Source organism: Pseudarthrobacter lactosi (assembly GCF_055412785.1).
Genome location: NZ_JBVAYS010000002.1, coordinates 560,767 through 576,037, shown reverse-complemented (window position 1 = coordinate 576,037; position 15,271 = coordinate 560,767). Strand labels below are relative to the sequence as shown.

Annotated in this window: 5 protein-coding genes; all 5 read right to left on the bottom strand. The window is 64.7% G+C overall.

Going from position 1 to position 15,271, the window contains the following annotated elements:
* Positions 1-30: 30 nt before the first annotated feature.
* The gene (locus ACZY0Q_RS12505; RefSeq protein WP_463917270.1) at positions 31-6,156 is read right to left on the bottom strand and encodes an Ig-like domain-containing protein; all 6,126 of its coding nucleotides are present in this window, start codon (positions 6,154-6,156) and stop codon (positions 31-33) included.
* Between the two features lie 157 nt (positions 6,157-6,313).
* Positions 6,314-12,514, bottom strand: coding sequence for an Ig-like domain-containing protein (locus ACZY0Q_RS12500; protein WP_463917268.1), 6,201 nt, complete (start codon positions 12,512-12,514; stop codon positions 6,314-6,316).
* Between the two features lie 120 nt (positions 12,515-12,634).
* On the bottom strand, positions 12,635-13,759 hold the full coding sequence (locus ACZY0Q_RS12495) for an adenylate/guanylate cyclase domain-containing protein (RefSeq protein WP_463917267.1): 1,125 nt from the start codon (positions 13,757-13,759) through the stop codon (positions 12,635-12,637).
* Complete coding sequence (locus ACZY0Q_RS12490; protein WP_463917265.1) at positions 13,749-14,348, bottom strand: PH domain-containing protein; 600 nt, start codon at positions 14,346-14,348, stop codon at positions 13,749-13,751. Before ACZY0Q_RS12490 ends, ACZY0Q_RS12495 begins: the two co-directional genes overlap by 11 nt.
* Positions 14,341-15,249, bottom strand: coding sequence for a biotin--[acetyl-CoA-carboxylase] ligase (locus ACZY0Q_RS12485; RefSeq protein ID WP_463917263.1), 909 nt, complete (start codon positions 15,247-15,249; stop codon positions 14,341-14,343). Before ACZY0Q_RS12485 ends, ACZY0Q_RS12490 begins: the two co-directional genes overlap by 8 nt.
* Positions 15,250-15,271: the final 22 nt, after the last annotated feature.

Genomic DNA, 15,271 nt, shown 5'->3' with positions numbered 1-15,271 from the left:
CCGGCGCAGAGTAGTGCGGGCGGTATGGCGCTAACGGTTGGGCATTCCGTTCGGCGGGTTGCAACCCTGGTTAGACGTGTCGCAGCGGATCCAGTTGCCAGCCGCCATGCCGGATGTCAGGTGGTACCAGATGCCGGAGGGGTTGTTGGACGTCTTGTACCAGACCTGGTAGCGGTCCGATTGTGAACCGGCGCCGGCATCAAGCCACTTGCCTTCACCGTTGCACTGCGACGGGTTACCGGCGACGAAGCTGTCGGTACCCTTCCGCGGTTCGGTGCAGCTGCGGACCGGTGAAGCCGTGATGGACCACGACGTCGGTACCGGGGGTGGCGGCTCCGCCCCGCTGCGCGAAGTATCGCTGCCGATCCGGCCCGGCTGGTTGGCGCTGATGGCGCGGACACGCAAGGTGACCGTCTCGCTGTAGCCAACGGACTTCGAGAACGACCGTTGGCCGGTATCCTGCCAACCTCCGCCGTCGACGCTGTACTGGTAGCCCGTCACGGGACGTCCGTTGCCATTGGGCTCATTCCAACTCCACGAAACTGTCTTGTCTCCCACCCCGCTGCTTTTGCTGCCCGTAACGGTGGGGGCGAAAGCCAGCCCGTACGGATTGACGCTGTTCGATGCGGGACTTGCGTCGCCGGCGGTGCTACTGCGTGAAGAAACAGCCCAGACCACAACCGAGGTGGCGGTCCCGTTAGCCGCCGGGACGATCCCGCCACCCGCGGCAATGGTTCCGCTTCCGCCACCCGAAGTCAGCTGGTACCTGTAGGAGATCTCGCTGTCCGTTGAGCCGTTGCGCTGGGCAGGAGTCAGCACGGCGAACCGCACGTCGATCTTCCCGCCATTGCCACCTGTGTCCACCAGGGCCGCCGTGGGCGCGCCCAACATACCCGGCTTGCCGACTGCCCGCACGGCCGCGGACTGAGCGCTGGTGCCGGATGTGCCTGCCTTGTTCGTGGCCGACACCGTGAAGGTGTAACCGGACTCGGAATTGTCCACCGTCACGTTTTGCGACGTTCCGGAGACCTGCTGGGTCGCCACCACTGCCCCACCCCGCAGGGTGGTCAGCGTGTACACCGAAACGGCGTCGCCGTTGTTATTCGGCGCCGTCCAGGTCACCCTGAGCTGGCTCTGGCTACCCACGGAAGGAGCCGCATCCGCACTCGGGGCGGCCGGGGTGGCCGGCGCACCGGCAGGTACCTCAGCTGCGGAGTATGCGCTCCATTCGGACGGTTCCTTCGCGTCATTCCTGGCCAGGACACGTACCTTGTAGGACACCCCGTTCTGGAGTCCCTTCCAGACGTAGCTGACCGCGGTCAGGTTCTGGATCTGCGCATTCTGCCCGGCGGGCGGGGGCGAAATTTCCAGGTCGTAGGACTTGACCGGCGATCCCTTGCTGGCCGGTGCCACCCAGTTCACGGACAGCTGCTTGTCACCGAATTTCAGCGTCGGCGCTAGGGGTGTGTCCGGTTTGACGTCGGGGCGGACTTCCGCGGAGACGGGCGACCTCTCGGACTCGTCTATTGCGTTGGTAGCCGTGACCTGGAAGTGGTACTTCGTGTTGTTCACCAGCCCGTTCAGTGTGCAGGTGTTGGCGGGGCAGTCCTGCCTGAAGCCGGATTCGCCGTAGACCGTGTACTTGGTGATGGGTGATCCGCGGTCTGCCGGTGCGGCCCAGGTCAGCAGGGCTGTCCGGTCCCCGATGCTCTGCGCCTGGGGGGTGGTGGGTGCCATGGGCTTGTCCTTGACGGTGAGCCGGATCCGGGCCGTGGCCTGCCTCGATGCCTCCTTTGTTTTGTCCTCCACCGTGTAGGACACCACCATGCTCCCGCTGAAGCCCGGGGCGGGCGTCATCACTACGGAGTCCCCGGAAACTTCCACGTTGCCGCTGCCGGTTTCGGTTCCGGCAGCAATGATTTTCAACGCTGTTTCGGGGAACGGGTTCGCGTCGTTGGCCAGGACCTTCACGGTGACCGGTTTCCCTGCAGCGGCGTTGAGCTCCACGTCGTCGTTCGCCACCGGTTTGGGCCGGTTGGAGGCTATGACCGCCATCTGGTACGTGGCTGTTGCCTCAAGCCCGCGCGAGTCCTTGGCCTTCACCTGGACCGCACCGGACGTGCCGGTGGCAGTGGAGCCGTCCACGGATGTCTTGAGGACCTTGCCGTCAATCCGGGCATTGAAGCCGGCCGGGCTGCCGCCCACAAGTTCGTACTTCATGTTGTCCACATCGTCCCGGTCGGGGTCCGAGGTCAGCCGGCTCAGGTCCAGCTCCACTGACTCGCCTTTCGGCACGTCAACGTTGGCGCCTAGGAGTTCCGGCGGGTTGTTGCGGTTGGGGTCAGGCAGCACCTTGGTGCGGATGCTCAGCGTGGATTTCAGCCCGGCAGGATCGTCGACGGCGCTGCCGTCGGTAACCTCAAAGCTCAGGGAGCCCGGCCCAACGTAGTCAATGCCGGCCGTGTATTTCAGCGCCGTTCCGTCACCGGAAACGGGGTTGCTGCCATCTGAACCGATGAGCTTGATCCGGTCCGTCTGTGTCAATCGAGGCGAGCGGTCTTCCCGGACCTTGACCCATTCCTTGAGGTCAACGTTGACGGATTGTCCGGCGATGACCTCAATGACCTCGTCTTTGGCGAGGGTGGGAACCTGCTGTCCCAGCCCCGGCGCCCAGATGATGGCTGTGGACTTCTGTCCGTCCACGTCCTCCACGGTGTACGGGATCAGCTGCGGCTTCTCGGTCAGGTCTACAAGCATGGTGCCGTCAGGCCCCGGGCGTGCGGTGAGGGACTCGGTGCTGAGCTTAAGGTTCTCGCCGACGCCGTCGGGGTCTTCATCGTTTTTGAGGACAGGCACGTCCACGGCAGTCTTGCCCATCGCCTGGGCTGAGGTCACCCGGTCATCACGGGCAATGGGTGCCTTCAGCGGAACTTCGTTGTCCACCACCACCCGGATGGTGGCTTGTGCGGTGGCGTCGCGGTCGTCGGCGATGGTGTAGCGGACATTGACCGTTCCGGCAGCGCCGGGAGCCGTCAGGATGATGCGGCCGCTGGTCTTGCTCACGGTGGCCTGGAGGGTGTCGTCGGCCTCGATACCGTCCGTGAGGATGCGGATGATATCGCCGTCGGGATCAGTGTCGTTGCCGGTGGCGTCGACGGCGATCTGCCGTCCCGGCCGGACCTTGACCTCGTCATCGACCGGGGTGGGGTTCTGGTTCGTCTCACCCCGCGGGGCAATGCCCACAGTCACGGTTCCGGTGTTGACGGCGCCCTGGCGGTCCACCACCTTGTAACGGAACGAATCCGTTCCTGCGCCGTCGCCGGCGGCGGTGAAGTCGATGAAGTTGCTGCCCACGGTGGCGGTTCCCATGGCCGGGGTGCTGTCGATACCGGTCAGCTGCACGGAGTCGCCGTCGGGATCGATGCCGTCCAGCGGAACCGGGATACGAACTGACCCCGCGGCCACCACCCGCGCCGTGAGGTTCGGAGGCTGCGGCCGGGAGTTCTCGGCGCCTTCCAGGGGAAGGATGTGAATGGTGACGGCGGCGGCGCTCTTCTGGCCCTGGGGGTCCACCGCGTTGTAGATGGCGCGAACGGTCTTGGGCTGGGGCCCTGCGATGAAGCGCAAGGTGTTTTCGGAGACGAAGCTCTTGCCGTCCAGTACATCCACTCCCTGCGGCAGGACCGGATCCACAGTCAATTGCTGGCCTTGTGGGTGCGTGTCGTTGTCCAGCACGGGGATGGTGACGACGTCGTTGACCCGGACGTTCACTTCATCCGGCTTGGGTTGGGGTGCTTCGACGACGGCGGGCGCCGGGACGGGGACCACGGAGACGCTGCCGGTGGCTGACTTCTTGCCGTTGGACATGGTGTATTCAAAAAGGAACGGGTCCTTGGTGCCCAGGACGTCGGTGATGCGCAGAACGCTGTGGTCGATCACGCTGACCGAGGCCGTGGTGTTGTCCGGAAGTTTCACGGACTGAAGCACCAGCACGCCGCCCGAAGGATCCGAGTCGTTGGCCAGCGGATCCAACAGAACGCTGCCACCGGTGGGCATCAGTGCCACATCGTGCACAGCCACGGGATCACCGGCGTCCTTGCCGGACTCCACGTCAACGCGGATCAGGCCCTGGCTGCTCTGCGGGCCGTTGCTGGCAATGTAGGTCAGGTAGACGGGACCGGGAGTGGTGCTGCGGAACGTGAACGTACCGCCGTCGGTAACGGGACCCAGCTCGGCAGGACCGTTGGCCTCCACCTGCGCCAGGCGGAGGGCGCCGCCGTTGGGATCGACGTCGTTCTTCAGGGGCGCGATCACCAGGTCCTGGCCTACCACGGCAGTGACGTGATCGGCGTTGACCACCGGGGCGAGTGCACCCGGCGGCTGGACGTTCACCACAACTTTGCCGGTGACCGTTGCCCGGCCATCCCAGATGGTGACTTCCACGTTTTTCTTGCCGGCGGTGGCTCCGGAGTCCTGGAAGGTCAGGAGGCCGTCGCGGCGGACTTTGACCTGGTCCTGGTCGTTGTCTGCCTTGGCTTCGAGCAGGACGAGGTCATCGCCGTCGGGATCAACCCAGTCGGTGAGGATGTTCTGGCTGACGGTTTTGCCCTGTTCCACCAGCATGGTGGTGGAGTCTCCGCCGCGCTTGAACGCAGGGGGCTTGTTTTCGTCGGCCGCCACCACGTTGAGGGTGACCTGTCCGCCGGCTGAAAGTCCACGGCCATCCGCGGCGTTGTAGCTGAACGTCTCGGCACCCGGTTTAGCGTCCGCCGGGACGGAGATCTGGAATGCCGTGCCGCCGTAGATGTTCTCCAGCGTTCCGGCTTTGGGCCCTGAATTGCCGACGGCGGCGGTCAGGACGTCGCCGTCGGGATCTGAATCGTTGTCCAAGACGCTGAGGATGGTGGTGCGTCCGGGGCGAACGCCCAGGGTGTCCGGTTTGGTTTCCGGCGGCCGGTTGGGCTTGGTGCGGTCCGGCAGCACGTTGATGGTGTTGTTGTCCGCCGATTCCTGGTCCTGTTCATCGGATTCGTTCTTGGGGGGAACAACGTCGTCCCAGTTGTTCACCAGCTGCATGTTCTGGTTCACCAGCCACACATTCCCCGAGTTCACATCGTTCAGGACCACCAGATCCCGGTTCACCCGGAAAACGTACGACGGCGACGCGCTCGCCTTGGGCACGTCAACGTTTTTATCATCGGCATCGTTTGTGCAGTCCCGGACGTACTTGTTCGCCCCGGACCACGCCGCATGCACACACCCGGCGAGCTGCACCGGAGCCGCCGGCACACCCTCACCATCGAACGTGACGGTCTTCGCCGTCGAACCATCCAACGGCTGCTTCAGCAACGCCTTCTGCGTCGAAACCGCCACAAAATCACTGGCAGGCCCGCCCTGCTGAAGCTTCGCATCCCGCGCATTATCCAACTGCAACCGCTTACCGCCCGGCAGGAACAACTTCCCCGCAGCAGCATCCAACACCACCGGCTTATCCCCCACCACCGTGATCTGCAGATCACCGGCGCCCTTGAGCTCACCCCAGGTACTGGAATCGCTGGACACAACTTCGCCGTTCGCGTCCACCGTCGTAACAGTCACCGCGCCGGATTTGGGGTCGGCGCTATAGATCCGGTCGTCGGTTCCCACTGCGGAGACCAGGCCTTCGGCACCCACCATCACAGGTTCGGATGATTCCTGGTCAAAACCATTAACGGTGGACGGCGACACGGCCCACACCTTGCCGGATGCTGCGTCCGTCACTGAGATGACGCTGGCGCCGAAGCTCACTTCCGCTGAGCCCGGAAGCTGTTTGTCGCCGCCCAGGCGCATGTTCGCGGGTGAAACCTGGTTCAGCGTTGAACCCGTCTCATCATCCACAAACACATCCCCGGCGTTCTGGAGAATATCGAAAGTGGTGCTCGCAGGCGTGACCGCACCGTCGAGCACGCGCGACGGATAATTCAGCCGGCCCACGGCGTTCTTGGACTTGGAGACTACCCACACACCGCCGTCGTTCAACTCCACCTCAGTGGTCTTGAACCCCGGATAAATGATCGCACCGGCGACCAACACGGCGCCGGCCGCGGCAAAGGCCGAACCCGTAACGATTTTGTTGTGCCGCTTCTTGAGACCGAACTTCCCCAGCAGTGATGTCACAGCGTTACTTTTCCCTCATTTGTGTGGCTGCCCCCGTGGCGACCCCTCCAAAGACCCGATATCGGGCTCTCTGTTCCCCGCGCCAGCCTACCCAACCCGAGCGGGCACCGCGATGGGGAGCGCTCCCCTGCGGCCTGACCTGCGATGACGCCCGTCGTCAGCACTGTGGGATTCCATGGGCGTACGGTTGGCCTAGCTGCGCGTGGCCCGCCACCAGGTAGTACCCGACGTTCCGGTTGGATCCGGGTTCAATGCGGTAGAACGGCTGATCCGGCCTGTCGGTCCAGTGGTCGTTCATCATCACGTAGCAGCGGACCACGATATGCTCGCCGCTGTTGACGTAGTACCACGGCGGGGTATCGCCGTTGTTGATGCCTTGGCAGTCAAAGTAGGGCGCCGGCCGGTAGCTGGCCTTGCCATACTCAAACGTGCAGGTGCGAACGAGGTCCGTGCCCTTCACAACCGTGGTGATCCACTCGCCTTGCGCTCCCGAGGAAGCGGACGCCGAAACGACCCCGCTCTCGGTCCCCAGAGAGTTGACCGTTTTGACGTCGATGCGATGGGTCTCGCTGAATCCGCCGGTGTTGATGAGCCTGCTGCCGGACGCTGCTACGTTCTCCCATCCGCCGCCGTCGATGCTGATCCTGGTTGACACCACATCGTTGGTGGTGGTGGATGGGGAGGACCAGTTCAAGGTCAGCGACTTCTGGTTCCTGGCACCGTTCTGTCCTGAGGCTGAGGGCGTACCCGGCGACCCGAAAGGGGTGGTCGAGGCGCCGGCGCTGGCATTGGAGCTCGGTGCAACGGTGGAGTGCGCGATTACGGTGACGGTGGTCGGTGCACCATTGGTGAAGCCGCCGACTGTCTGGCCGCGTGTGATCGGACCGTTTTCGCCCGTACTCGCGTTATAGCTGTAGCTGACCTCGTTCACGGACGAGCCGTTGCGTTCGGCCGCTGTCAGTTCCTTGAAGTTGATGGTCACTCTCCGCCCCGCTCCTCCGGTGTCAGCTGCAGCGACAGTGACCCCTGAGACCTGGCCGAGTTTTCCGGTGGCCCGTCGGGGCGCCGAGGCGGGACTAATGGCACCCTTGCCGGCCTTGTTTTCGGCCTGGACGGTAAAGGTGTAATCGGCCTCGGAATTGTTGGCGGTGAAGTTTGCGGTCCGCACAGTACCCGCGATGGTCTGGGTTTGCGGTGCGCCGCCGCCGCCGCTCATGGTGACGTAGTAGTTCTTGATGGCGTCACCGTTGGTATCGGGTTCGGTCCAGTTCACCCGCAACTGGTTGGTGGTGCCCACCGCTGAGGCCACGGCGGAGGTTGGTGCCGCCGGTGCCGCGGGCACCCCGGCGGGGTTGTCTTCGGAGGAATAGATGCTCCAGTCGGACGGGCCGAGCTCATTGACGGCCTGGGCTCGCACCTTGTAGCGGACTCCGTTGGTCAGGCCGGGCCAGGTGTAGGTAAGTCCGGTGACACCGTTCTTCACGGCGATCCCGCTGGCTGGCGGCGGGGAGAGCTCGAGGTTGTAGCTCTTGACGGCCGAGCCCTCGGTCTTGGCTGGCAGCCAGTTGATCACCATGTTCTTGTCCCCCGCTTTCACGGAGGGTGCCTCGGGCGGTGACGGCTTTTCGTCGGGCCGGATTTCGTTGGACTGCGCTGACGGCTGGGAGTCTCCTACCTCGTTGGTGGCGATCACGGTGAAGACATACTTCACGTCGTTGGTCAGCCCGCTGAGAGTGCAGGTGGTGGTGGCGCATTTTTGTTCAAAGCCTGTGTTGGATTTGACCGTATAGCCCGTGATGGTGGCACCGTTGTCCGACGGCGGCGCCCACTTGAGCACAGCCGTCCGGCTGCGCACGTCCGTGGCCGAGGGGGCCGAGGGGGCGTCCGGATTGTCCCGGACCGTGATGCGGACCCGGCCGTTCACCTGGCGCGACGGATCACCGGTCTTGTCCGAGACCGTGTAGCGCAGCACCATCACGCCCTTGGATCCGTCCGCGGGCGTCACCGTGATGGAGTCCCCGCTGATGAGCGGTTGCCCCGCGGCGGATCCGGTTTCCACGGCGACGGAGGCGATTTTCAGCGGGGTGTCACTGAACGGGTTGAAGTCGTTGGCAAGGACATTGATGGTCTCGGTCCGGCCGGCGTTGGCCTTCTCAAGGACGTCCTCATTGGCGGTGGGCAGCGGCCGGTTGGAGGCGACGACGGTCGCCGTCACCGAGGCTTTGACGGGTCCGGACCGCCCGTCCGTCACTTTCAAGGGGATGGTTCCCTTCCGGCCGGCGGCCATGCCCGTCTCGGAGCTCACGGACAGCGTCTGGCCCTCAATCGTTGCCTTGAAACCCTCCGGCAGGGATCCGTCGAACTCGAACTTGAGTTTTTCCTGATCGCCGGCATCCACATCCCTGGCAAGGTTGCCCAGCTCCAGGCGTCCGGTTTCGGCCTTCGGCACTTCCAGGTCGCTTCCGCTGAAGGTGGGCTCATGGTTGGCGTTCGGGTCCGGTATGACCTTGGTCATGACGGTCAGCGTCGATTTCAGGCCCTCCGGGTCTTCCGGACCGGAACCGTCTGTCACTTCGAAGGTGACGGAGCCGGGTCCAACGTAGTCCTTGAGCGCAGCGTAGCGAAGCGTTCTGGCGTTGCCGCCGATGACGTTTTGGGGGTCTGCACCCTGTACCTGGACTTTGTCCGCCTGCGAGATCTGCGGCGTGCGGCCGTCCCTCACGCGGACATACTCGTTGAGGTCCAGCGTGACCTCCTTGCCGGCCATCACTTCCACTACATCGGTGCGGGCCAGGGTCGGGTGCTCCTCACCTTGCCCGGGCACCCAGATGACCGCAGTGGCGGTCTGGCCGTCGACGTCGGTGACGGTGTACGGGACCAGCTGGTCAGCCGGGGCAAGGCTGACCACCACGTTGCCGTCACCGCCAACGCGGGCGTTCGGGTTGCCGTCAGGCAGGCTGACTTTCAGTTCCGAGGCCACTCCGTCGGGATCGGAGTCGTTCTTCAGGACCGGAGCGTCCACGGCGGATTTTCCGAGCGTCTCGGCCCGTGTGATGACGTCGTCCTTGGCGATCGGGGCCTTGAGGGTGGCGTCCGGGCTGACCCGGACACGGATCACGGCACTGCCCTGGGCTTTCTTGTCGTCCTGGATCTTATAGCCGACACTCTCGTTGCCGGCGGCGCCCGGCGCGGTGAGCAACACCCTGCCACCGTCCGCGGTTTCGACGCCGAGTTCAGGGCGGGCCTCGAAGGCGTCGCCGACAAGCCCGATTGGGTCCCCGTCCGGGTCTGAGTCGTTGCTGAGAGCGTCCACGGCGATCTTGCGGCCAGGCCGGACATCGACGGAGTCGTCAACGGCAATGGGCTTCTGGTTATTGGGCTCGGGCGGTGCGATGCCGACGATGACGGTCCCGGTGTTCTCGGCGCCGATCCGGTCCCGGACACGGTAGGTGAACGTGTCCGTGCCGGCAGCGGATCCGGTCGCGGTGAATTCGAGGTAGCCGTCCCTCACGACCGCCGTTCCCATGGCGGGGGCCTTGTCCACACCGATCAGCTGGACGGAGTCGCCGTCGGAATCGATGCCGTCCAAGGGCACGGGAATCCGCACTACCATGCCGGAGACCACCCGGGCGGTGAGGTTTTTCGGCTCGGGGCGGGTGTTCCGTTCGTCATCGCGTGCGCGGATGCGGATGGTGACCTGTTGGGAGTCCGACTGTCCGGATTCGTTGGTGACCTTGTAGATCGCATACGCCGTCTTGGGCAGGTCCCCGGCAATAAAGCGCAGCGTGTTGCCGGCGAGGAAGACGCGGCCGTCGGCGTCGTCGGGCTTCTGCGGAAGCTCCGGCTCAAGCGTGAGTTTCCCACCGTTGGGATCAGTGTCGTTCTCAAGGACGGGTATGGTGACGACGTCGCCGACCCGGACCGAGACCTCGTCCGGTTTTGCCTGGGGTGCCTGGAGCTTGGCCGGTGCCGGGACCACCAGCACCGCGATGTCACCGCTGGCCGAGGACTTGCCGTTGGAGATCGTGTATTTGACGTTGAGCTGGCCCTCAGCCCGGATATCGGTGATCCGGACTACGGCGTGGTCCAGCACCGAAGCAGTGACCGGCAGGCCGTCGGCCGCGGTCACGGACTGGACAACCAGGACGCCTCCGGACGGGTCCGAGTCGTTGCCCAGCACGTCGACCAAAACGCTGCCGCCGCTCGGCAGCAGGGCCGTGTCCCGCACAGCGACGGGGGCGCCGTCGCCGTCGCCGGAAACGACGTCGACGCGGACCAGTTGCTGGGCGCTGGCCGGCCCGTTGGTCACGAGGTAGGACACATAGTGGGCGCCTTCGGCCGTGGAGTTGAACGTGAAGGTCTGCTGGTCCGCCCCCAGGGTGGCGGTGGAGTTGCCGTCAGGCGTGATCTGCGCGAGGCGGAGTGCCCCGCCCTGGGGGTCGGCGTCGTTCTTCAGCGGTGCGATGACAGTGTCCACACCGGCTACGGCGACAACGTGGTCCGCGTTGGCGATCGGCGGCAGCGCCCCCGGGGCTCGGACGTCCACGGTGACTTTTCCTTCCGCGGTCGACTGGCCGTCGGACACCGTCACGGTCACCACTTTGCGGCCAGGTTCCGTGCCGGCGTCCTGGAAGGTGATCAGCCCGTCAGGCCGGATCTTGACTTGGTCACGGGGGTCGCTCCCGGTGGCGCTGACCGTGTACAGGTCGTCGCCGTCGGGGTCCGTCCAGTCGGTGAGGATGTTCTGGCTGACGATTTTGCCTGCCTGGACCACGAGGGTGGTGTTGCGGTTGGGCTTCTGCCGCGGGGCGGAGTTCTCCCCCGGCGGGATGATGTTCAGGGTGACGTCGGAGGAGGCTGTGAGGCCGCGGCCATCGTCCACCGTGTATTTGAAGGTTTCGGAACCGGCTTTGTCCGCTGGGACGCTGACCTGGAAGCCGGTGGAGCCGTAGATCGGGGCGACGAGGCCGGACTTGATCGGATCGGGGGCGCGGACGGTGAGGATGTCGCCGTCAGGGTCGGTGTCGTTGTCCAGCACCGGGAGGATGGCGGTCCGTCCCGCCCGTATCCCGAACGTGTCAGGCTTGGCCACCGGTGCGCTGTTGGGTTTGGTACGGTCCGGCAACACAGTCTGCTGGACCTCATCGGCGGAGTCCTTGTCCGCGTCGTCCGAAGTTTCCTTCGGCGGGATGACGTCCTCCCAATTGTTCACCAGCTGCATGTTCTGGTTCACCAGCCACACATTCCCGGAATTCACATCGTTCAGGACCACCAGATCCCGGTTCACCCGGAAAACGTACGACGGCGACGCACTCGCCTTGGGCACATCAACGTCTTTATCATCGGCATCGTTTGTGCAGTCCCGGACATACTTGTTCGCCCCGGACCACGCCGCATGCACACACCCGGCCAACTGCACCGGAGCCGCCGGCACACCCTCACCATCGAACGTGACGGTCTTCGCCGTCGAACCATCCAACGGCTGCTTCAGCAACGCCTTCTGCGTCGAAACCGCCACAAAATCACTGGCAGGCCCGCCCTGCTGAAGCTTCGCATCCCGCGCATTATCCAACTGCAACCGCTTACCGCCCGGCAGGAACAACTTCCCCGCAGCAGCATCCAACACCACCGGCTTATCCCCCACCACCGTGATCTGCAGATCACCGGCGCCCTTCAACTCACCCCAGGTACTGGCATCGGAGGACGTCGGCTCACCATCCGCGTTGACCGAAGTGACAGTCACCGTCCCCGTCTTCGGGTCGGCGCTGTAGATCCGGTCATCGGCCCCCACCGCGGACACCGTGCCCTGCGAAGCAGTCAGCACCGGCTCCGAGGACTCCTCATCAAAACCATTAACGCTGGACGGCGACAGCGCCCAGACCTTGCCCATCCCCGCATCCGTCACCGAGATCACGCGGGCACCAAAACTCACATCCGCCGAACCCGGCAGCTTCTTATCCCCGCCCAGGCGCATGTTCGCAGGAGAAATCTGGTTCAACGTCGAACCCGCCTCATCATCCACAAACACCTCCCCGGAGTTCTGGAGAATATCGAAAGTAGTACCCGCAGGCGTCACCGCACCATCCAAAACCCGCGACGGATAATTCAGCCGGCCCACCGCATTATTCGACTTCGAAACCACCCACACGCCGCCGTCGTTCAACTCCACCTCAGTGGTCTTGAACCCCGGATAAATGATCGCACCGGTCACCAGGAGGACCGCGGCAGCGGCAAGGGCCGTGCCCGCAACGCCGCGGGAGCGCAGAATGCCGCGGCGGGTAGTCCAGCCACCGCCGTTTCCCGCGCGCAGGTTTGTGGCACGCGGGTTTGTGGCGCGCGCCGTTCGGCGAAGCTTCATGGCCGGTTTCTCCCCCAAGTAATACTCCGGCCGGGCCGATATACGGTCCGCTGCAGCCGGGCACAACCGACTATAGCGGCATTCACCATCAAGTGGATAAATACATGGGGCCGTAACGCCCTAGTCGAGGACCAGGCCTTTTCCTTGTCCGCGGGCCAGGCGAACCGGATGGATTTCGCCGAACCCCCGGACATTCTCCGCGGGCTGAGGAACGAGAACGAATCTCTTGTCCTGGTCCAGTGCGGAAGCAGTCATGGAGTCGATCAGGACCGTTCCCGGATCCGCCAGCGTGGTGAGCCGGGCGGCGAGGTTGACCGTGGGGCCGTAGATGTCCCCCAGCCGGGACAGGATCCTGCCCCAGACCATAGCTACCCGCGCTTCCGGCAGGATCTCATCTTCGGTGAACGCCTGTGCCAGGGCCAGCGAGATCTCGGCTCCGGCAGCCGGCGTTTCCGCGATATACAGGACTTCGTCGCCTACTGTTTTGACCAGCCGCCCTCCCCCGACGGAAATGATTTCTGCGCATTTGTTCTCAAAGCGCTGGACCAGCCGGGCGAGGGTCTTTTCATTCATCCGGCGGGAGAGGCTCGTATAGGAGACCAGGTCGGCAAAGCCGACGGCGCGGGCCAGCGGCAGGGGCGCATCGTCTTCATCGCCGTCGCGGCCTTCTTCGCTGGCCTGCAGGCCGGCTTCCGCGCGCACGGCAAGGCGTTGAACGCCGGCATTGAGTTGCCGCCGCCACGAATAGACCAGCATCTCCTCCAGCGCGTCCAGCAAGGATGGCAGTTCCTTCACCAGTCGCTTGCGGGCCACGGCGTCAGTGACGCCCTGTTCGTGGACCATGTCCTCCACCAGGGCCTCGATCTGCCAGACCACCATGCGGTCCGTCATCTGTCCGATGGACCGGGTCACGGAGATGGCGGCTTCTTCGGTGAGCACCCCGGTGCGGACCAGATCAACCACCGTGGACAGCGCGGCCTGATCCCTTTCGGTGAAGGCGACGTCCTCGTCACCGAAGTTGGGGAAACCGAGGGCACGCCACAGCTTCCGGGCCGAAAGGAGGGACAGTCCTGCCCCGGCGGCCACCTCACGGCGGCGCAGCTTCCGTTCGCCGCCCAACAGGCGGGTTTCGAGGGCCTTGGCAGCTACCCGCTCGGGAGACAGTGTGCCTGTTGCCGGGTGGGCAGTTTCGGGCACGGCGGGAGCCGGCAGGTCCACTTCGTCCCGCTGGTCCTCATCGTTCATCGTCTCCACCTTCTCTCAACTCCCACGGCAACGCTTCGTCTGTGTAATCCGGTATCTCATCATTCTCCGGGCCCCCGCTGGCAGGCAGTTCGTCGATTGCATCCAGCACAAAGTCCCGGAACCGCACCGCTTCCGGGACGTCCTGGATGACCACCACGCCTTGGTACCCGGTTTCCAAGGATATATTCCCGGAGCGCAATATGCGCTGCAGCACCGACTGGTGGACCGTCACGTTGCGGATCGCGGCGAGATTGACCTGCTCATCCCGGCGCCGCACCATGCCGTAGCGGGCAACAATCCGCCTGCTCGTGAGGATGTACCTGGTTGCCTGCCACCGCAACAGCCGAGGCAGGCAATACGCCAACCATATCCACGCGGCGGCCAGGACGCATGCAAGGACGATCCACGGCGTCCAGTCAGCGGAAGCCAAAGGCAGTAACCGGGTAGCCTCGCCCCGTACGGTCCAGGCGCTGACAAAGGCTGCAGCGGCGGGCGCCGCAATAAAAGCTGCGGCCGGGCCGGCCAGTTTCCTCGGCTGCGGGCGGGTAATCGTGATGACCTGCTCGCCCGGCACGAGGCCTTTACGCATAGCCGCTTTCGGTGCCCTGGCCGGGCGGGGTCCACGGGCGCAGGTGGACCACATCGCCGGCGGTGACAACATGCTCCCGGCGGTCCTTGTCCACCACCAGCAGTGAGCCGTACTCGTCCAGCCTGGATGCGTGCCCAATAATCTCGTGGTCGCCGGGCAGCTGCGCGCGCACTTGCTTGCCCAGCGTCACCATCACGGACTCCACCCGCTTGTGGAGCGACGGGCCGCCGGCAAGCCCGGCGGTGGGGTCGCCGTCGGCATTGCAGAAGCTGCGGTAGAGCACTGTGAAATGGGCGAGGTAGCTCTTGAGCAGCAGGGTGCGGTCAACAGTCAGCGGCTCTTCCAAGGCAACGGAAGTCGCTGTGGGCACCGGGAGTTCTGATGCGGTCAACGTCACGTTCAGGCCGGTCCCCAAAATGACCGGCGGAACGGTCCCGTCCCCCATTGGACCCAGCTGGGCAAGGATCCCGGCGATCTTACGGCCCCGGACCAGGACGTCATTGGGCCACTTGAGCTCGGCCGGAATGCCCGCGGCCTCGATCAGCGTCTCCCGCAGCGCGAGTGCGCCCAGCAGTGACAGCCACGAATACGTTTGGGTGGGCAGCGGCCTACCTTCTGCATTCGCGGGACGCAGGACCAGGGATACCGACACCGAGCTCATCGGCGGCGCTTCCCACCGCCGGTCCAGGCGTCCCCGGGCAGCGGTCTGGTACTCGGCCGTCAGCACTGACAGGTCCGGCCACTCTTTGGGCTCAACAGTCACCGAACGCAGGAGGTCCGCGTTGGTGGAACCGATGGAGTCAACCACCACCACCTTGGCGATGCCCGTGGCCGCAAGGAAATCCTGGTCCGCCAAGGCTCCGCGATTCAACGGATTTCCTGGGGTGTGTGAGTCATCCATGGTTGAATCCTATCGACTCAGG

Excerpts from the sequence above, each read along its gene's own strand:
- ACZY0Q_RS12485 (WP_463917263.1), bottom strand. The coding sequence starts at position 15,249 with ATGGATGACTCACACACCCCAGGAAATCCGTTGAATCGCGGAGCCTTG.
- ACZY0Q_RS12490 (WP_463917265.1), bottom strand. The coding sequence starts at position 14,348 with ATGCGTAAAGGCCTCGTGCCGGGCGAGCAGGTCATCACGATTACCCGC.
- ACZY0Q_RS12500 (WP_463917268.1), bottom strand. The coding sequence starts at position 12,514 with ATGAAGCTTCGCCGAACGGCGCGCGCCACAAACCCGCGTGCCACAAAC.
- ACZY0Q_RS12495 (WP_463917267.1), bottom strand. The coding sequence starts at position 13,759 with ATGAACGATGAGGACCAGCGGGACGAAGTGGACCTGCCGGCTCCCGCC.